Origin of the sequence: Mesorhizobium sp. CCNWLY176 (assembly GCF_037153935.1) — a bacterium.
Classification (GTDB): Bacteria; Pseudomonadota; Alphaproteobacteria; order Rhizobiales; family Rhizobiaceae; genus Mesorhizobium_M; species Mesorhizobium_M zhangyense.
In genome coordinates, this window is the sequence record NZ_JBBBDZ010000003.1 from 174,555 (window position 1) to 194,175 (window position 19,621).

Here is a 19,621-nt window from a genome sequence, read left to right on the forward strand (position 1 = left end):
GAAGTGAGCGCACCGGACAGGCATAGCATGCATCGCGTCATCATCAGCGGCATCGGCATCAAAATCCCCGAAGCCTCGATCTCCAATGAAGAACTTGTCGCAAGCTTCAACACCTGGATCGATACCGAGAATCCGCGCCGCGCCGCGCAGGGGCTGGAACCGCTGCAGAAGTCCGATTCCGATTTCATCGTCTATGCCTCGGGCGTGAAGAACCGCCATGTCATCGAACGCGAGGGCATTCTCGACCCGACCCGCATGGCGCCGCGCATACCGGCCCGGCCGGACGATGCGCTGTCGCTGGAAGCCGAATTCGGCATCGCTTCGGCCGAGCGCGCGCTGGAGCATGCGGGCTTGCAGGCCGCCGACATCGACATGGTCATCTGCTCGGCCTCGCATCACCAGCGGCCCTATCCGGCGATTGCCATCGAGATGCAGCACGCCATGGGCACGCAGGGAGCAGGCTTCGACATGGGGCTCGGCTGCTCTTCGGCTGCCGCCGGCCTGCATGTCGCCGTCAATCTGGTGCGGTCTGGCGCGCAGAAGCGCGTTCTGGTGACGACGCCGGAGATCATCACCGGGCATCTCAATTTCCGCGACCGGCAGACGCATTTCATCTTCGGCGACGCCTCGGCCTCGATGATCGTCGAGGCGATCGGCGAGGGCGAGACGCGGCCCGGCCGCTTCGAAGTGCTCGATACCCGCACCTGGACGCAGCTTTCGAGCAACATCCGCACCAATCTCGGCTATCTTACCCGCACCGCGCAGGAGGACCCCTACATGATCAACATGGAGGGCAACATGATCAAGCAGGTGGGCAACAAGGTGTTCAAGGAAGTCACCGTGGCCGGCCACCGCTTCATCGTCAATTTCCTGGCCGAGCATGGGCAGACGCCGGACGATATCCGCCGCTTCTGGCTGCATCAAGCCAATGCGCGCATGAACGCGATGATCCTAAAACTCTCCTTCGGCCACGAGGTCGGGCACGATCGCGCGCCGATGGTGCTGGAGCGTCTCGGCAACACCGCCGGCGCCGGCGCCGTCATTGCGCTTCAGCAGAACCATGCCGACATGAAGGCGGGCGAATACGGCCTGCTTTGTGCATTCGGTGCGGGGTACTCGATCGGCGGGGCGCTGCTCAGGATGATGTAGCCATTCACGCCGATCATCGATCGATCAGGCTTTTTGGCTGGACGCGATGGCGCTTGACCGGCATTTTCCCGCGCAAAGCCCAAGGGAAATGACATGGCCGATCTGCTGAGCCCATTGGAAAGCGAAACCCCGATCCTGCCGGGGTGGAAACTCACGGCCCGCGTCGCAGGCATCTATGTCGCGCCGGGGGAAGATTTCGAGACACAGGCAACCGACAGCCTGCAACTCGAGTTCCAGGGTATTCCGAGGGATTTCCACGGCGGCTACACGCGCCGCTCCGGCGGGCGCGAGCCGTGGTATCCGCGCGGCACCGAAATGCGCAACGAACGTCAGGTGTCGATCGTAGCACCCGACGAACTGGCGCTGGTCGCCGAGCGCATGGGCATTGCCGAAATCAGGCCTGAATGGATCGGCGCCAATCTGCTGCTTGAGGGCGTGCCGCATCTTTCCATGCTGCCGTCCGGCACGATGCTATTCTTCAAGGGCGGCGTGACGCTGAAGATCGGTGCGCAGAACAGCCCGTGCCGCATTGCCGGAAGACGGGTGGCCGAACGCGCCGGCATGGCCGACCACGATGCCGGGTCGCTGCTGTTTCCGAAGGTGGCCAAGCGGTTCCGCGGGCTGGTTGCCTGGGTCGAAAAGCCGGGTCGGATCGAGAAGGACGAGGAAGTATCGGTGCGCGTGCCGGAGCAGTGGATTTACGGGGCTTAGATAAAACAGCCCCTCACCCTTACCCTCTCCCCGTGAAGAACGGGGAGAGGGGGTCGTCAACGTCGCTCTTTAAGCATCCTCATCATCCGGGTCGAGAAGACGTGTCGCGCGCCAGCCTGTGAGCACCTTGTTGGTCTGGTCGACCACGAAGAAGCGCGCCGAATCCCGGTCGTAGCCTTCATCGAGCAGATTCTCGTAGTCGGTATGCTGGTGGCGGACATGGGCGACGGTTGCCAGCCAGACGGCAATTGCCGGCGGCAGCGTTTTCATATGCACGGCCCCGGCATCGGCGCGAATCTGCTCGGTGTCGGCGTAAGGCGCCATCGGCAGGAGGGCTGTCAGCGCCTTGGCGATGGCGCGGCGGCGGCCGGTCGAACCCTTCATTTCGCATCCTTGCTGCTGGCAAAGACCGCATCGGCAATGAGGTCGACAGTTGGAATATAGGGCTTCAGGTCGATTACCGGCGTGCCGTCGAGCACGTCGATGGCGTCGAGTGTCAGCGTGCCGGTCTCTATGTCGAGCGAAAGCAGCCTGGCGATATGCAGCCCGACCGGGTTGGGGCGGGCAGGGGAGCGCAAGGCGAAAACGCCTTTGGCGTCAGTGGCATGGCGTGGTTTCTGCACAATCAGATTCCGCGGCGCGTGATGCAGCCAGGTCAGGACGATGGCGTGACTGGCGTTGGCGAGCCCTTGCAGGCCTTGCCTGTAGGACGCGTCAATCTCGATTGTTGCGCCTTCGCCTGTCTCGCGCGCGGCGCCCATGTTCTTCGGGCAGGTTTCGCGTGTCGTCCAGGGCGAGCGGATGCGGCCGATGAAGACGACGCTGCCGTCTGCCGGCATGGCTGCAGGATCGTCGGTCAGGACCTGCTCGCCGTCACGCTTTTCGAACATGTTCATTCGGCCCAAGAGAGAAACGTCATTTTCTTGCCTGCCAGCGACATTAGTGATTGCAAAACTCGCTGTCGTCACATAAAGATATGTTTATGTCTTTTTTTGAGAGATGTCACCCATGCGGGTAACTTTAGATTCCCTGGTAGATACATTGAAGGCCGCTGCCGAATCCAGCCGGCTGCGCATTCTTGCGCTGCTTTCGCGCGGCGACCTCACCGTGTCGGACCTCACCGAAATCCTCAACCAGTCGCAGCCGCGCGTTTCGCGTCATTTGAAGCTGTTGCTCGAAGCGGGGCTGATCGGCCGTTATCAGGAAGGGTCGTGGGCCTTCTTCCGCGTTTCGGATTCGGATGTCGCGCGCGATTTCGTGCATGGTCTGGTGGCGCGCGTCCATGACGGCGACCCGCAGATCGAGCGCGATCTTGAGCGGCTGGTGTCGGTGAAGCGCAAGCGGCAAGAGCGTGCGACCGAATATTTCAGCGAAAACGCCGCGAGCTGGGATGAAATCCGTTCGCTGCACGTGCCCGACCGTGCCGTCGAGACCGCACTGCTGAAGCTCGTTGGCAAGCGCCCCTTCCAGTCGATGCTTGATCTCGGCACCGGCACGGGCAGGCTGCTGGAGATATTTGCGCCGCTCTATCGCCGTGGCATCGGCATCGACATGTCGCGCGAGATGCTGACGGTGGCGCGAGCCAATCTCGACAAGGCCGGCGTTTCCAACGCGCAGGTGCGGCAGGGCGATATTTTTGCGCCGCCGGTCGAGCGCGATTCCTTCGACCTCGTCACCATGCATCAGGTTCTGCATTATCTCGACGATCCCGCATCGGCCATTCGCGAGGCGGCACGGCTGCTGCGTCCGGCCGGTCGGCTGGTGATCGTCGATTTCGCGCCGCATACGCTGGAATTCCTGCGCGAGGAGCATGCGCATATGCGTCTCGGCTTCTCCGACCGGCAGATCGAGGAATGGTTCGCGGAAGCAGGCCTTGATCTCGAAGAAACGCAGGACTTCGAGCCGCGCGGCGGCTCGGAGGCCAAGCTCACCGTCAAACTCTGGCTCGGCCGCGACCGTCGCCTGCTGATTGCCGACCCCATACCCAACGCAGCCATCTCGAGGGAAACTGTCTGATGAGCAATTACGGTTTTTCCCGACGGTCCGACATCGGCGACAAGATCCGTGTGTCGTTCGAATTCTTTCCGCCCAAGACCGACGAGATGGAAGTGCGGCTTTGGGATACGGTGAAGCGGCTTGAGCCGCTGCAGCCGAATTTTGTCTCGGTTACCTATGGCGCGGGCGGTTCGACGCGCGAGCGCACCGGCCGCACCATCAAGCGCATTCAGGGCGAGACCAACATTCAGGCTGCCGCGCATCTGACCTGCGTCGGCGCGTCCAAGGACGAGGTGAATGCGGTCATCGCTGAATTCGTCTCCTACGGCATCAAGCGTTTCGTGGCGCTGCGCGGCGATCCGGCGTCGGGCGTTGGCGGCACCTATCGTCCTCACTCCGAGGGTTACCAGAACGGTGCCGATCTGGTCGCAGGGCTGAAATCCTTCGGTGATTTCGACATTTCGGTTGCTGCCTATCCGGAAAAGCACCCGGAAAGCCCGGATTTCGCCACCGATATCGAAATGCTGAAGCGCAAGGTCGACAATGGCGCGACGCGAGCCATCACCCAGTTCTTCTTCGACAATGATCTCTATGAGCGTTACGTCGAGCGCGTGCGGCGGGCTGGCATCTATATCCCGATCGTTCCGGGCATCCAGCCGGTCCACAGCTTCAAGCAGGTGGCGAATTTCGCCTCGCGCGCCGGCGCGCATGTGCCGGCCTGGCTGGCCGAGCGCTTCGAAGGCCTCGACCGCGATCCGCAGACCCATGCGCTGGTTGCCGCCGCTGTGGCTGCCGAGCAAGTGCTCGACCTTGTCGAGCGCGGCGTCGGCGACTTCCATTTCTACACGATGAACCGCTCGGACCTCGTGGTCGCGATCTGCCACATGATCGGCATCCGCGCGCCGGCAGAGACCGTCGTTGATGTGGCCGGTTCGGCTGCTGCCTGACATAGCTGCCTGAAACGGAAAAGGCCGGGCGTTTGGCCCGGCCTTTTCATTTATCTACCAGTCAGTGCTGGTCTTCAAGCTCAGCGGCTTTAAGGAAGAACCCCTACGATCAGGGCGCCGATTACAGCGAACGCAGCACAAATCATCAATGCATTGATTGGCCGAGTAAGTCCCATATGTAGCCTCCAATATTGAGCTATGGGCCGGAGTCTAGGGGACTTTGGGCAACAGGCAAGCAGAAAACGTGCTGCATTGCGACAGGATTGTGAAAAAACCGACCCTTTTGTAGGGCTTAGTTTTTGAAATCATTAGCCGAAAGTCGTAGTTACGCCTGTGAATAAATTATGGCGACAAGTCGGCAATTTTGCGTCATCGGCGGCGAAAGAGCCTGCCGTCGATGGTCACGAGGCCAAGTGCGATCAGCGCCATGCCGATGGCTTCGATAAGGTCCATGTGCTCGCCCAGGAAGGCGATGCCGAGCAGCGTGGCGCTCACCGGCACGATCAGCGTGACGAGCGAAGCATTGGTCGCGCCGGACGAAGCGACCAGGTTGAAATAGAGGATATAGGCGAAGGCGGTCGAAAGAAGCGCCAGCGCCAGAACCGCGCTCCACACCGGCAGGCTGGCGCCGAACAGTCCACCTGCTCCGTAGAGCGCGAGCACGATGGGGATCATGATGAGGGTAGAGGCAGTCAATTGGCCGGTCGCCACCACCGGCGGCGGCAGCGCCTTGAAGCGGCGGGCGAAGATCAGCGCGAAGGCATAGGAAACCGAAGCGCCGACCAGCGCGAATTTCGCCCAGACAGGCCCGCCAAGACCGGCGATGACGCCCGGTCCGATCATGACCGCCGTACCGGCAATGCCGAGCAGCACGCCGGCGATCTTGTTCCAGGACAGTTTTTCGTCCGTCGTCATCGAATTTGCCAGCATCACCGTCCAGAACGGCGTCGTGGCGTTCAGGACGGAGGCAAGGCCGGCGCCGAGTTCCGTCTGGCCAAGGAAGATCAGCGAAAACGGAATGACATTGTTGAGGAGCGCCAGCACGAAGAAGCTGCCGGCATAGGGCAGGGCAAGCTGGAAGGAAGGCCCGCGCACTCCGAGATAGACATGCAGCGCAATCGCCGCGATCGCCACGCGAAACAGCACCAGCACCAGCGGCTGGATCTCACTGACGGCGATGCGCGCAAAGAAGAATGAGCCGCCCCAGATGGCGCCGAGCAACAGCAACTGGCCCCAATCCTTGGCGCTCATGGTTTTCTGTACTGCGCCTGCTGTCGATGTAACGGCCATGGAAGCTCCCAACCCGTCAGCCCGGATCGGGCTGCGGCTCGCAAGCCTTACGAGGCTCCCCCGACTCAAGCCACCCGATTTCAGCCAGCTTGCCCGTTTCCCGCGGCAAGCGCCAGAAACTCGCGCGCCGCGCGCGTCACATGGCGTTCCTTGTGGCGGATGGCTAGAAAGCGCCGCTTCGGCAGTGTGACCGGCATCTGGACGAGCGTGCCGGCCGCCACTGCCGCGCTGGTGACGAGGCTGGACATGACGGTCGCGCCGGCGCCGGCCTCGACCGCCGTGCGCACAGCTTCGTTGGACGATAGCTCGAGCGCGACGTCGAGTTCGGCAGGCCGGATGCCGAGCGCCACCAGCGCTTCCTCGAACATGGCGCGGGTGCCGGAACCCGGCTCGCGCAGCACCCAGCGCGAGCTTCGCAGGTCGCTTGGCGCGATCGACTTTCGTCCGGCCCAGGCGTGCGAGGTGCCGACGACGAGCACCAGTTCGTCGTCAGCTGCCGGGGTGATCTCAAGCGCCGGATCGTCGATCTCGCCCTCGACGAAACCGAGATCGGCAAGTCCCTCGTGCACAGCGGCTGCGACCTGCTCGGTGTTGCCGATGGTGAGCCGCATGGCGATGCCGGGAAAATGTGCCTGATAGCGATGCATCAGCGGCGGCAGCCAATAGTTGGAAACGGTCTGGCTGGCGGCGATATGCAGCGCACCACGCTTCAGTCCGGCTAGATCGGCCAGCACGGCCTCGGCCGATGCCGCGCGTGCCAGCACGGCGCGCGCCTCGACCAGAAACAGCCGCCCGGCCTCGGTCAGTTCGATGCGGCGGCCGACGCGGTCGAAAAGTTTTGTCGCGTGCCGTTCCTCGAGGGCAGCGACGGCGGCACTGGTGGCCGATTGCGTCAGGTTGAGGTCGCGGGCGGCGCGGGTTACGTGTTCGCGCTCGGCGACCGCGATGAAGATGCGGAGTTGTTCGAGGGTCATGGGTGGCGACCCGCCGTCACTGGCGCGGTAGCTACCCCATCAGCTTGATCATCACCAAACTGAACGTCGCGATGAACAAAAACGCAGTCAACCCAAGAACCAACGGCCGAAAGCCCTTGGCGCGCAGCTTGGCGATGTCGGTTTCCAGGCCCATGGCTGCCAGCGCCATGCTGAGCATGAAGGTCGTCGCCATCACGATCACGCTCTTTGCCTCGGCAGGGATCGTCACCGCGCTGTTGAAGGCGACCATCGCGATGAAGCCGAGCACGAACCATGGAACCGGCGCCTTTGCCGTCATCTGGCTGTTGCCGTTGCGCCTTGCGCGGCGCGTCGCCATCAGCCCAAGCGAAAGGACCACGGGCGCCAGCAGCATGACGCGGCTGAGTTTTGCAACCGTACCGAACTCGCCGGCCGACTGCCCCTCCTGAAAGGCTGCCGCCACAACTTGAGCTATCTCGTGGATCGAGGCTCCGGCCCAAAGGCCATAGGCATGCGCGTCGAGGCCGAGGAGGCCGGGCAAGAGCGGGTAGGTGAACATGGCGATCGAGCCGAACATGGTGACGCAGGCCACCGCATAGGCGACGTCCTCGTCCGGTGCGCGGGTGACCGTGTTGGTGGCGATCACCGCGGAAGCGCCGCAGATCGAGGTGCCCGCAGCAATCAGTTCGGCCAGCCTGCGCTCCACGCCGAGCATTCGGCCAAGCCGGACGGTGAAGACGAAGGTGGCGATGAGCGTCGTTGCGATGATGGCTATGCCGCTCGCACCCACCTCGGCGATCTGCGCGGCGGTCAATTGCAGGCCGAGCAGGATGATGGCGAGGCGCAGCACCCGGCGCAGCGAGAAGACGACACCGGCTTTCGTCTTTGCCGGCGTTCCGACGAGATTGTGGAAGGCGATGCCGATGACGATGGCGAGGATCATCGGGCTGAAGACCGAGACGCCAGGGATTTCGCGCAGCACGAACCCCGTCGCCGCGATGATCGCGGTCAAGGCAAGCCCCGGCACCACCGCCATGACTTGCACCCAGATGGTCCGCTTTTGCCGAACCGGTGCAATGTCGACGGGCGAGGAGGAAATCGCCACGGAAGTGGTTGCGGCGAATGGGGAATGGGCATTCATGGCGAAAAGTCCGATCTGCTATTGCCATGGTCTCGCTCATTCCGATCAATCGATCCAACGCATTATATCGTAGAAACTAATCGATAAAAGCGAATGATGGAAATTAGCCCTCGCGGTCTAATGGATTCCCTTTGTCTTCCGCTTGCTCTAAGTTCGCGCTCACTGCCTCGAGGAGGATGCATGCAGCGATTCGACAATGCGAAAGCAGCAGCCCTTGCCCTTCGTCCAGACGATCCGGTCTATTGTTTCAGGCCGGAGGTTCTGAAGAAGGACACCAGGCAGTTCATGGAGATGTTTCCCGGCAAGACTGCTTATGCCGTGAAAACCAACGGTGAAAATCTGGTTCTGAAAACGCTCGTCGAGGCCGGCGTCACCGCCTTCGATGTCGCGTCGCCCGGCGAGTTCGCCGCCGTCCGCGCAGTGTCGACCGATGCCGAGATGCTCTACATGCATCCGGTCAAGGCTCAATCCGACATCAGGCTGGCGTTGGAAAAATACGGCATTCGCGTCATTTCCATCGACCATGAGGATGAGATCACCAAGGTGACGCGAGTGGTGCGGGCGCTCGACATTGATCCGGGCGCGATCACCGTTTTCGTGCGCATCCAGACCAAGGGGTCGGCGGCCTACGAATTGTCGAAGAAATTCGGCGCCGGGCCGGCCTACGCGGTCGAACTGGCCGAGCGGCTGAACAAGACCGGCTACAAGGTCGGCATCTGCTTCCATGTCGGCAGCCAGATCGAAGACCCGGACACGTATGAGCGCGCGCTGGCGTCGGCCGACTGGATACGCAACCGGCTGAGTTTCGACATTGCCGGGCTGGATGTCGGCGGTGGTTTCCCGGCCGAATACGGTCACGACCCCAACCGCAAGAAACAGGAGATGCCTTCGCTCGGGCAGATCATGTCGCGGCTGCGCGGCGATATAAAGGAATACCAGTTCGACGGCGTACCGCTGGTGGCCGAGCCCGGCCGCGTCATCGTCGCGCGCGCCTTTTCGCTCATCGTGCGCGTGCTGCTGCGCAAGGGCAGGCGGCTCTACATCAATGACGGCATCTGGGCGTCGCTGTCCGATTCATGGACCGGAAAGATCACGCTGCCGGCGCGTTTCATACCCGATCCGGCGATCCGCTCGCGCAATGGCGACGAAGGCAAGATCGTGCCGTTCAAGGTCTGCGGCGCGACCTGCGATTCCGTCGATATCCTGTCGCGGCCGTTCTGGCTGCCGGAAACCATCGACACCGGCGACTGGATCGAGATCGGCCATATCGGTGCCTATTCGCTGTCGCTGCGCACCCGCTTCAACGGCTTTTATCCCGACACCTTCGTCGAGGTGACGACGCCCTTCGACGAGGGCGACGCGCCGCAGGGCTTTGCGAGTTTGGAGACAATGGCGGATTGAGGAGGGGAGTGGATAGGTACTAGCTCGGCGAACCGATCCCAGACCACATATTCCCCTACTGCCCTATTCCCTTACTCCCCTAAACCTACAAATTCGCCAGCAGCGCCGGCGTCGGCCAGCCGTCTACAGGCAGGCCGAGCCTGATCTGTTCCTGGCGGATCGCTTCGCGGGTGTTGGTGCCGAGGATACCGTCGATGCCGCCGACATCGTAGCCCTTGTCATGCAGCTTCTGCTGCAGGCTCTTCATGGCGTCGCCGGTCAGGCCGGCTTCCGGCGTGCGGCGCTCGAAGGGCGGCTCGCCGGCCAGCCGTGTCGCCAGATGCGCGGCGGTCAGCGTGTAGGTGATCGACTGGTTCCATTCGAGATAGACGTCGTAGTTATCGAAGCTCAGGAAGGCCGGACCCTTGTGGCCCATCGGCAGGACGACGCCGGCCTTGAGGCCATTGTCCTTCAGCGGATTGCCGTTGCGGTCGGTAATGCCCCAGGCGATGAGCTGCGACATTGGCAGCTTGTTGGTGCGGCCCGTCTGCTCCCACGGCATGGTGTCGGGAACGCGCACTTCGATCAGCCAGGGTTCGCCGCGCTTCCAGCCGCGCGACAGGATCTTGTTGCCGGTGGTCATGATGACGTCGGGCGCGCTGTTGCGCAGGTCGACGATGCCGTCGCCGTCGCCGTCGACGCCGCGCAGCAGATAGTCGGAGGGCAGGATCTGCGTCTGGCCGATTTCGCCGGCCCATGCGCCGGTCACGTCGGCGGGCAGGATGCCGCGGTCGATCAGCGTCAGCAGCGGTATGATCTGCGGGCGGAAGAGCTGGGGCCGGCGGCAATCATGCGACAGCGTCACGAGTGCGCTCAGCGTGTGGAAATCGCCCTGAACGGCGCCAAAATCGGTCTCCAGCGCCCAGAAGGCTGCGATCACCGGCCCCGGTACGCCGAATTCCTTTTCGGCGCGGGCAAACACATCGGCATATTTCTTGAGATTGGCCGCGCCCTGCTTGAGGCGGTAGTCGGAAATCATGCGGCCGGAAAATTCGGCGAAGGTCTGGCTGAACACGCCCTGGGCACGGTCGCGCTGCAGCACTTTCGGGTCGATATCGGAATTGTCGAGGGCAGTCAGGCCTTTTTCGCCGACACCGGCGGCCTGCGCTTCGGCATGCAACGCTTTCTTCCAGGCAGCAAAATCACCGCCGCATTCCTGTGCCATCACAGGTGTTGCCACAAACGACACGAAAAGCGCCGCCAGCGCCGTAAAGCGTGCTACCATCAATAAAACTCCAAGCCTTGATGCCCTCGATATCACCTTTGCCTAATGGACATGGCAAAAAACGGGCAACGGCGCGAATTAGCCGCATATCCGGCCGGAGGGAAGCCGGATTTTCTCACGCTCGCGTGAGAACGGCTGATATTCACTTGTCGACGGGCTGCATCACCCTCTTACCGGGTATTTTCCTTCAGCCACTTCTTCCACTGGGCTTCGCTGCCGTTGAAGACATTGATGTCGGCATTGCCCTTGATGCCGGGCACGACGCCGGTGCCGGTATATTGCCAGAAGGTGAAGGGGTGGCTGCCGTAGCGCTCTGCCGGATGCCCGGCCACCGAGCGCAGCCAGTAGGGGTAGCCCAGAAAGCCGGCAAGCTGGTTGTCGTCGAAGAAATCGATCGACGTGTAGATGATCGGCTTCTTGCCGTAGTGCTTCTCGATGATCTCCAGGAACGTCTTCATTTCACTGCGTACAGTCGCTGCGGGCGGACGCAGCTTGCAGGTCGGCGACTGCGGGTTCCATTCCATGTCGAGCACTGGCGGCAGCGCCGAGCGGTCGCGCGGCACGTTGCGGATGAACCAGGCCGCCTGCTCGGCGGCGGGCCGGCAGAAATAGTAGAAATGATAGGCGCTGCGCGGCATGCCCGCGGCTCTGGTGTTGCGCCAATGCTCTTCGAAATAATCGTCGACGCGGTCGCCGCCCTCGGTCGCCTTGATGAAGGCGAAGGAAATGCCGCTGCTGCGCGCCTTCTGCCAATCGATGGAGGTCTGGTATTTCGACACGTCGGTGCCGTGCACGGCGTGCTGCCACGGGTTGCGGCCGGTCCAGTCATGCGGATCGTTGTCGCCGAAGCGCGGGTAGCGCACCATGACCTCGGCCTGCATGCCGCCCGAACCACCGCCGACAGTGCGCGAACTGACCGGGGCCAGATCGTCGACCGTCGTGCAGCCGGCGAGTGCTGCAAGCAGGATGATAGCCGCAAGACGGCGCATCGCGTCTCCCTGGCCGAAGCGTGCCGGCCGAACATTTCAGTTGAGCGTGTGCCCCGTGACCCACGCAAACGATATTGCCTGATCCTGCCGCCCCACGCGGCAGTCTCCAAGCTCCGTCTTGCGCCATCATGGTTGATTTTCGGTTGACGGCGCTTGGTGTCTCATAAAATTTGCGTGACGAATGGCGGCAAATCCATGACCTTGTGGCCGTTGCGAGGAGGCGACGGCAATGCGGATTTTCCTGAGAATCGTGAAGTGGCTGCTCAGCCTCATCGTGCTGGCGGTCGTGGCGCTGGCGGGCTGGCTCTATTTCGCACCGCCGGAGCTCATCCGCGTCGGCTCGGGCTATGCCGCAAAAATGGTCTGCTCCAACGTTTTCGTCGCTGGCCGCGACGCCAATGAGGTGCTGAAGGCGGACGTGCAGGCGCCTGGACACCCGCTTCTGCGGCTGATGTCGGTCAGCGTCGATACGGAGAAGGGAACCGTTTCGGCCGGGCTGTTCGGCATATTCGGCAAGTCGCTTTCGGTCGCGCGTGACAATGGCGGCTGCGCTGCGGTTCCCGACGGCGATGTCGCCGCGGCCAAGGCTTTCGCGCTGGAGCCGCCGGCGGAGGTTGCGCAGACCGACGCGCTGTGGCCGCTAGGCGAGCGTGTCGAGCCGTCGCAGAATCCCGCCGTTACCGCGATCCTCGACGATGCCGGCGCGACCGGTCCCGGCATGCGCGCGGTGGTGGTGGTCAAGAACGGCCGCGTCGTCGGCGAACGCTATGGCGAAGGCTTTTCGGCTTCGACGCCGCTGCTCGGCTGGTCGATGACAAAGACGGTGACCGCCGCGATCATCGGCACGCTGGTCAAGGACGGCAAGATGACGACCGACGCCACCGGCCTGTTCGAACCGTGGAAGGCCGACGGGCGCGCCAGAATCAGCCTTGCCGACATGATGGCGATGTCGTCGGGCCTCGAATTCAACGAGGATTACGGCGATGTCACCGACGTCACGAAGATGCTCTACCTCGAACCTGACATGTCGGCCTTCGCCTCGGCCAAGCCGCTGGTGGGCGAGGTCGGCAAGGTGTGGAGTTATTCGTCCGGCACGACGGTGATGCTGTCGAAACTCTGGCAGAATGCGGTTGGCGACAAAGCGCAGGCGCTGGCCTGGCCGCGCAAGGCGCTGTTCGACCCGCTCGGCATGAACACCGCCGTGCTGGAAACCGACGCGCGCGGCACCTTCGTCGGCTCGTCCTATCTCTACGCCACGGCGCATGACTGGGCCCGCTTCGGCCAATTCCTCGCGGACGACGGCGTCTGGAACGGCGCACAGATACTGCCCGCCGGCTTCGTCTCATGGATGCGTGAGGAGGCGCCGGCTTCGGAGGGCGAATATGGCCGCGGCCAGCTCTGGCTGCAGGGGCCGGAAGGTTCCGGCTCGGTCGAGGACGACCCCGATGCCGGCATCGAACTGCCGGCTGACGCCTTCTGGATGCAGGGCCATGACGGGCAATCAGTGGCAATCATCCCGTCGCAGAAGCTCGTCGTGGTGCGGCTGGGACTGACGCCGGCCAAGCTCGGCTACAAGCCGCAGGCGATGGTTGCAGCGCTGGCGAAGGCGCTGGAGTAACGCTTACGACTTGATGACCGCCTTCACCGCGTATCCCCGATAAAGCGTTTCGAAAGAAAGGCTTGCGGCCTGCTTCTCGCATTCTGATTCCAGCACCTGCCGGAACGTCGCACGCGGTTCGACGTGGAATTTGGCCAGCCACGCATGCAGTGCGGTGCGGAACCACTGCGGCAGATGCTCTTGCTGGCCGAAATCGACGATGTGCAGCGAGCCGCCGGGTTTGAGGCCTGCAAGGGCTGCACCCACGGCCTTTTCCCAGCCGGGGATCATTGACAGCGAATAGGAAATGAAGACGCGGTCGAAGCCGGTTTCTCCGAACAGCATCTTGGTGTTGAAGGCTGTGGCATCGCCTTGTGCAAGCGTGACGCGGCCGGCAATGCCTTCACGGGCGACCGAGATTTTTGCCGTCTCCAGCATTTCGCTGGAAATATCGAGGCCGAAGAATTTAGCATCGCGGTAGCGCCGGGCGGCCAGAACGATGTTGCGGCCGGTGCCGCAGCCGAGTTCCAGTACCGTGCCGCCAGCCGGCACATCCAGACCATCGATAAGCCGGTCGCGGCCCAGCAGATAGTATTTGCGCGTCAGGTCGTAGATATGGCGCTGATGGCGGTAGACGCCGTCCATCAGGCTCGAATGGCTGGCGGTGTCGGTTGCGCTCATCAGTTCTTCACATAGAGATGGAAGCCGCCATAGATCGCAGAGCGGTCACGGGTCGAGAAATCCTGCGAGCGGGTTTCGTCGTAACGCCATTGGTCTAGCAAAGCGGATGAAACGCGGCCCGGCAGCAGGCTCGGCTCGGCGGCGGTACGGAAGATGACGCGCGCGCCGGGAGCGGCGGTGCGGGTGATTTCGGTCCACAGCGCGTTGAGCTGGTCGTCGCTCATCCAGTCCTGCGCGTCGAGAAGCACGAAGCGATCGACGGAAGCAGCCGATTTTTCCGCCAGAAGCTCAGTGAAATTGGCGTGGTGGATCGACACGCGATCGAGATTGGCGCGGATCGTGTCGTAATTTTCCGCTTCCAGATAAGCGGGCAGGGCGGCCTCGCCCGGCTCTGGGTAGCGGCGGGCAAAGGCCTGCCAGGCGAAATAATTGTCCTTGAGCGGGAAATGGCAGGCCAGCTTTTCCAGCCGCTCATGCAGCACGCTGGCCATGGTGCCGTCGCCGGAGGTGATCAGCGAATTATATTGTGCCGGCGGGATGCCTAAGCCGAACAGCGAGGACTTTCGCGCGGTCGCCCAGCGCAGCATGCGCTTCTGAAAGACCGGAGCGATCTTCTCGTCAAAGAAGCGGCGCTGTTCCTCGATGGTCTTTGCCGACATCAGCCCGCTCACATCGACGCCATAGAGGCGGCCGACGCGATGGCCGGCAGCGATGAACAGGCCGAGCAAGCCCTTCTGATAGAAATTGCCGTCGAAGGCGGCGATGCGGCGTTTGCCGCGCCAGTTGCGCTTTTCCCAATAGGTCCGGCTGGCGCGGTCGAGATTGGGCGCGACGAACTGGTCGTAGGCAGCCGAATTGTGGGCATTGCCGGCGCTGCCGAAGAAGCGGAACAGGTCGGCGTGCGAAGGCAGATGGCGCACCGCCGCATGCTTCATGCGGTTCAGCGAGATATGGGCGGTGTTGAGATCGACGGCATCGATCCTGGCCGGTGAGCGTGTGAGGTAGGCCAGCACATTGCAGCCGCCCGAAGCGATGGTGACGATGCTGTGGCCTTGCCCCAGTTCCATCGCCTCCATGTCGACATCCGGGTCTTCCCAGATCTGCGGGTAGACGAGGCCGGAAAAGAGCAGAGTGAACAGGCGCTCGGAAAGCCCTTCCTTCGACAAAGCGCGGTTCTGGTAGACGGCTTTTCCAAGGCGCTTGTTGCGGGCGAAACCGATTTCCGAAGAGACGTCGGTCATGGCAAGGCGATTCCCCGTTTGCGTTGCTGCAAGCGGGTAGCGCAGCGTCATGACAGGGCGGTGACAGTTTGACGGTTAAGGAGGGATGGCGCCGGCGCTCACCTCCCCCTTGAGGGGAGGTCGGCGAGCGTAGCGAGGCGGGTGGGGGCGGTTCATGCCGAGTGCGGCGCACAGGAACGTCGAGCACTGCCGCAGCGACCCCACCCGCCGCTACGCGGCGACCTCCCCTCAAGGGGGAGGTGGACGTCGCGCCCGCCTCACACCGTCCCAAACCCTCCCGGCGTCGGCGTGGTCACGATGACGGCTTCGCCGGGCTGCAGCACCGTCTGGTCGCAGGCCTTCAGCGTCTGGACAGTACCGTCGTTGCGGCGAACCTTGGTCGAGCCGACTTCGCCATCGCCGCCGCCATTCACGCCGCGCGGTGGTGCGGCGCGATGGCTCGACAGGATGGCGCATTCCATCTTTTCGAGGAAACGGATGGTGCGCTTGGTGCCGTCGCCGGCGTTCCACTTGCCCTTGCCGCCGGTGCCTTCGCGGATATGAAAGTCCTCGAGCAGAACCGGGAAGCGCAGTTCGAGGATTTCCGGGTCGGTCAGCCGCGAATTCGTCATGTGGGTGTGGACGCCTGAGGTGCCGGCAAAACCGCGGCCGCTGTTCATCTGGCCGGCCGGGGAGCCGGAGCAGATGGTCTCGTAATATTGATACTTCTTGTTGCCGTAGGTCAGGTTGTTCATCGTGCCTTGCGCGTTGGCCAGCGCGCCCATGGCGCCGAAGATCGCGTTGGTGACATGCTGCGAGGTCTCGACATTGCCGGCAACGACGGCAGCCGGGTAGCTCGGCCGCAGCATGCAGCCATCGGGAATGATGATGTTGATGGGCCGCAGGCAGCCCGCATTCATCGGGATCATGTCCTCGACCATGACGCGGAAGGCATAAAGCACGGCTGCGCGTGCCACAGGTTCGGGCGCATTGAAATTGTTCTTCATCACCGGCGATGTGCCGGTGAAATCGACGGTCGCTTCGCGCTTGTCTCGATCGACGGTGATTTTCACCTTGATGACCTGGCCGGTGTCGGTCGGGTATTCATATTCGGAACTGTCCGGCAGCCGCTCCAGCACGCGGCGCACGCTTTCGGCCGCGTTGTCCTGGACATGGCCCATATAAGCCTCGACCACGTCGAGCCCGAAATGCGACACCATCTTGCGCAGTTCGGCCACGCCCTTCTCGTTGGCGGCGATCTGCGCCTTCAGGTCGGCGATGTTCTGGTGCGGATTGCGGGCCGGGTAGGGGTGGTCGGTCAGCAGCTGCTCCAATTCCGCCTCGCGGAACTTGCCGCGTTCGACGAGCCGGAAATTGTCGATCAGGATGCCTTCTTCGTCGACCGTCGTCGCCAGCGGCGTCATCGAGCCGGGCGCGGTGCCGCCGACATCGGCATGATGGCCGCGCGAGGCGACGTAGAAGAGGATTTCCTCCCCACTCGAGGGGGAGGTGGCGGCGAAGCCGCCGGAGGGGGTACTTTCAGAAGGCACCGCCAGAACGTCGAGCACTGCCGCTGCGACCCCACCCGGCCGCTCCGCGGCCACCCTCCCCTCAAGGGGGAGGGAAAACACCGGCGTCACCACTGTGATATCCGGCAGATGCGTGCCGCCATTATAAGGCGCGTTCAGCGCGAATACGTCGCCGGGGTGGATGTCGCCCTCGTTGAGGCGGATGATGGTCTCGACCGAGCGGTCCATCGAGCCGAGATGGACCGGCATATGCGGCGCGTTGGCGACCAGCGCGCCGGTGCGGTCGAAGACGGCGCAGGAGAAATCCAGTCGCTCCTTGATGTTGACGGAATAGGCGGTGTTCTGCAGCGTGACGCCCATCTGCTCGGCTATCGACATGAAGAGGTTGTTGAACACCTCCAGCATGACGGGATCGGCCTCGGTGCCGAGGGCCGCCAGCCGGCGCTTTTTTTCGACGCGGCGTATCACGACGTGATTCTGGTTGGTGATTTCGGCCCGCCAGCCTGGTTCGACGACGATTGTCTGGTGGCTTTCGATGATAAGAGCGGGGCCGGCAATCAGGTAGGATGGGCGCAAATCTTCGCGGCGATAGGTGCCGGCCTCGTGCCACTGGCCTTCGGTGTAGAGGCGGCGGCTCTCCGATGGCTTGGCCTCGATCTTTGCCGGCCCTGCTGGCGCGTAGGCTTCCGCCTTGTCTTGCCCGCTGCTGTCGGTGCCTTCAACGCCGACGGCCTCGACGATCATCGGCTTGTTGTCGTAGACGAAGCCGAACTGCGCCTTATGCGCGGCCTCGAAATCGCTGACGGCCTGCGCTACAGACCCCGCCTCGAAATTGACCGGCAAAGCGGTGTCGGTGCCGTCGTAGCGGATATGCAGCACGGGCCGCCACGCTACGTTTTCCTCGGCGATGCCCTGGTTGGCCAGTTCGGCAAGCGTGTCGTTGCGCAGGGTCGCGATCATCTCGTTGATCGCGCCGAGCGAGTCGTCGGTCAACGGCTTCAACAGCGCCTGCTGACGCGAGGCGAAGACCGAGGACAGGCCGATGCCATAGGCCGAGAGCAGGCCGGAGAAGGGGTGGATAAGCACTGCCTCCATGCCGAGCGCATCGGCCACCAGGCAGGCGTGCTGGCCACCGGCGCCGCCGAAGCAGTTGAGCAGATATTCGGTCACGTCGTAGCCGCGCTGGACGGAAATCTTCTTGATGGCGTTGGCCATGTTCTCGACGGCGATGGTGACGAAGCCTTCGGCAACCGCTTCCGGGCTGCGGCCGTCGCCGATCTCGGCGGCAAGCGCCCCGAATTTCTGGCGGACCACGTCGGTATCCAGCGGCTGGTCCTGATCGCGCCCGAAGATCGCCGGGAAAAAATCGGGCTGCAGCTTGCCGAGCATGACATTGGCGTCGGTGACGGCGAGCGGCCCGCCACGGCGATAACAGGCAGGCCCGGGATTGGCGCCAGCCGAATCCGGACCGGCACGGAAGCGGCCTGCCTCGAAATGCAGGATCGATCCGCCGCCGGCAGCAACTGTGTGAATGCGCATCATCGGCGCGCGCACGCGCACGCCGGCAACCTCGGTGTCGAAAGCGCGCTCATACTCGCCGTCGTAATGTGCGACATCGGTCGAGGTGCCGCCCATGTCGAAGCCGATGACTTTTTCGAAGCCGGCGATTTTTGCCGTCTCGACCATGCCGACCACGCCGCCGGCCGGACCGGACAGAAGCGCGTCCTTGCCCTGGAACATGTCTGCGGCGGTGAGCCCGCCGGAGGACATCATGAACATCAGGCGGGGCGTTTCCCTCCCCCTCGAGGGGAGGGTGGCGACGAAGTCGCCGGGTGGGGTCGTCGCGGCAGTGCTCGACGTTACTTTGAGCCGAGCGCTGCCTTGACCAACCCCCTCTGTCGCCTTTGGCGACATCTCCCCCTCAAGGGGGGAGATTGGCGCGGTGCTGATCCCCAACTCCCCCGCCACCCGGCTGACATAACGTGACAGGATCGGCGACAGATAAGCGTCCACCACTGTCGTATCACCCCGCCCAACCAGCTTCACCAGTGGCGAAACCTCGTGGCTGACGGAGACCTGGCTGAAGCCGATCTTGCGGCAGACCTTTGCCACGACCTGCTCGTGCTCGGGGAATTTCCAAGCATGCATGAAAACGATGGCGACGGCGTCGATGCCGTCGGCCTTCGCCTGCTCGATCAAGGGTTTGACCTCCGCAATGTCGAGCAGCCGCTCCACTGTGCCGTCGGCGCGGACACGCTCCTCGACTTCGATGACGCGCTCATAGAGTTGTTCGGGGAGAATAATCTCCTTGGCGAAGATGTCGGGGCGGGCCTGATAGGCAATGCGCAGCGCATCGCGAAAACCCTTGGTGATGAGCAGCAGGACGCGGTCGCCCTTGCGTTCCAGCAGCGCATTGGTGGCGACCGTCGTGCCCATCTTGATGTCGCCGATGCGATCCGACGGAACCGGCTCGCCGGACTTGACGTCAAGAAGATCGCGAATGCCCTGGATGGCGGCGTCGCTATAGGCTTCGGGATTTTCGGAGAGGAGCTTGCGCGGATGCAGCCCGCCTTCCGGGTCGCGGCCGATGACATCGGTGAATGTGCCGCCGCGATCGATCCAGAAATCCCACGTCTTGGCGTTCATTGGAGCGTCTCCCGGCAATCGATCTTGGATATCAGGGCCAAGACTGCTATACAGCAAAACGAGGCCATTTCGTCAATGTTTTGTCGATAAAATGTAATTGAGGCTCTG

At 63.0% G+C, this 19,621-nt stretch carries 16 protein-coding genes; 6 read left to right on the plus strand and 10 right to left on the minus strand.

Features of this window, described 5'->3' with window-relative positions; translation table 11 throughout:
* Positions 1-27: 27 nt before the first annotated feature.
* Both WBQ96_RS06445 and WBQ96_RS06450 read left to right on the plus strand, forming a co-directional pair.
* On the plus strand, positions 28-1,149 hold the full coding sequence (locus tag WBQ96_RS06445; protein ID WP_336548494.1) for a beta-ketoacyl-ACP synthase III: 1,122 nt from the start codon (positions 28-30) through the stop codon (positions 1,147-1,149).
* Positions 1,150-1,242: 93 nt separating this feature from the next.
* Complete coding sequence (locus tag WBQ96_RS06450; RefSeq protein WP_336548496.1) at positions 1,243-1,860, plus strand: MOSC domain-containing protein; 618 nt, start codon at positions 1,243-1,245, stop codon at positions 1,858-1,860.
* 69 nt (positions 1,861-1,929) lie between these two features.
* Here the strand turns inward: WBQ96_RS06450 and WBQ96_RS06455 are convergent, their stop codons facing one another.
* Positions 1,930-2,244, minus strand: coding sequence for a DUF2293 domain-containing protein (locus tag WBQ96_RS06455; RefSeq protein ID WP_165116164.1), 315 nt, complete (start codon positions 2,242-2,244; stop codon positions 1,930-1,932).
* Positions 2,241-2,750 (minus strand): tRNA (N6-threonylcarbamoyladenosine(37)-N6)-methyltransferase TrmO, encoded by a 510-nt coding sequence (tsaA, locus tag WBQ96_RS06460; RefSeq protein ID WP_336548498.1) that lies wholly within the window; start codon positions 2,748-2,750, stop codon positions 2,241-2,243. The genes WBQ96_RS06455 and tsaA overlap by 4 nt, the downstream gene beginning before the upstream one ends.
* A gap of 118 nt (positions 2,751-2,868) precedes the next feature.
* On the opposite strand from tsaA, the gene WBQ96_RS06465 reads away from it, so the two are divergent.
* Both WBQ96_RS06465 and metF read left to right on the plus strand, forming a co-directional pair.
* On the plus strand, positions 2,869-3,876 hold the full coding sequence (locus tag WBQ96_RS06465) for an ArsR/SmtB family transcription factor (protein ID WP_091914635.1): 1,008 nt from the start codon (positions 2,869-2,871) through the stop codon (positions 3,874-3,876).
* Positions 3,876-4,802 carry a methylenetetrahydrofolate reductase [NAD(P)H] gene (gene metF, locus WBQ96_RS06470; protein WP_165116160.1) on the plus strand — a complete coding sequence of 309 codons (927 nt, stop codon included), beginning with the start codon at positions 3,876-3,878 and terminating at the stop codon, positions 4,800-4,802. Before WBQ96_RS06465 ends, metF begins: the two co-directional genes overlap by 1 nt.
* Positions 4,803-5,171: 369 nt before the next feature.
* On the opposite strand, the gene WBQ96_RS06475 is transcribed toward metF, so the two are convergent.
* From WBQ96_RS06475 to WBQ96_RS06485, 3 genes are all read right to left on the minus strand, one after another.
* On the minus strand, positions 5,172-6,092 hold the full coding sequence (locus WBQ96_RS06475; protein ID WP_336548502.1) for a DMT family transporter: 921 nt from the start codon (positions 6,090-6,092) through the stop codon (positions 5,172-5,174).
* A gap of 80 nt (positions 6,093-6,172) precedes the next feature.
* Positions 6,173-7,066, minus strand: a complete 894-nt coding sequence (locus tag WBQ96_RS06480) for a LysR family transcriptional regulator (RefSeq protein WP_336548504.1) — start codon at positions 7,064-7,066, stop codon at positions 6,173-6,175.
* 31 nt (positions 7,067-7,097) lie between these two features.
* On the minus strand, positions 7,098-8,072 hold the full coding sequence (locus WBQ96_RS06485) for a YeiH family protein (protein WP_336548932.1): 975 nt from the start codon (positions 8,070-8,072) through the stop codon (positions 7,098-7,100).
* Positions 8,073-8,366: 294 nt separating this feature from the next.
* Between WBQ96_RS06485 and WBQ96_RS06490 the strand changes: the two genes are divergently transcribed.
* Positions 8,367-9,587, plus strand: a complete 1,221-nt coding sequence (locus WBQ96_RS06490; protein WP_336548506.1) for an alanine racemase — start codon at positions 8,367-8,369, stop codon at positions 9,585-9,587.
* 85 nt (positions 9,588-9,672) lie between these two features.
* Here WBQ96_RS06490 and WBQ96_RS06495 read toward each other — a convergent pair whose 3' ends face one another.
* Complete coding sequence (locus tag WBQ96_RS06495; protein WP_336548509.1) at positions 9,673-10,851, minus strand: lytic murein transglycosylase; 1,179 nt, start codon at positions 10,849-10,851, stop codon at positions 9,673-9,675.
* A 170-nt stretch (positions 10,852-11,021) separates the two neighbouring features.
* Entirely contained in the window at positions 11,022-11,840 is an 819-nt protein-coding gene (locus WBQ96_RS06500; protein ID WP_336548511.1) for a glycoside hydrolase family 25 protein, read from the minus strand.
* A gap of 229 nt (positions 11,841-12,069) precedes the next feature.
* Here WBQ96_RS06500 and WBQ96_RS06505 point away from each other — a divergent pair, with 229 nt between their 5' ends.
* Positions 12,070-13,458 carry a serine hydrolase domain-containing protein gene (locus WBQ96_RS06505; protein ID WP_336548513.1) on the plus strand — a complete coding sequence of 463 codons (1,389 nt, stop codon included), beginning with the start codon at positions 12,070-12,072 and terminating at the stop codon, positions 13,456-13,458.
* A 3-nt stretch (positions 13,459-13,461) separates the two neighbouring features.
* On the opposite strand, the gene WBQ96_RS06510 is transcribed toward WBQ96_RS06505, so the two are convergent.
* From WBQ96_RS06510 to WBQ96_RS06520, 3 genes are all read right to left on the minus strand, one after another.
* Positions 13,462-14,118: a class I SAM-dependent methyltransferase gene (locus tag WBQ96_RS06510; RefSeq protein ID WP_336548515.1), complete on the minus strand. Its 657-nt coding sequence runs from the start codon at positions 14,116-14,118 to the stop codon at positions 13,462-13,464.
* Positions 14,118-15,410: a DUF3419 family protein gene (locus WBQ96_RS06515; RefSeq protein ID WP_336548517.1), complete on the minus strand. Its 1,293-nt coding sequence runs from the start codon at positions 15,408-15,410 to the stop codon at positions 14,118-14,120. The genes WBQ96_RS06510 and WBQ96_RS06515 overlap by 1 nt, the downstream gene beginning before the upstream one ends.
* A 206-nt stretch (positions 15,411-15,616) precedes the next feature.
* Positions 15,617-19,513 (minus strand): hydantoinase B/oxoprolinase family protein, encoded by a 3,897-nt coding sequence (locus WBQ96_RS06520; RefSeq protein ID WP_336548518.1) that lies wholly within the window; start codon positions 19,511-19,513, stop codon positions 15,617-15,619.
* Positions 19,514-19,621: the final 108 nt, after the last annotated feature.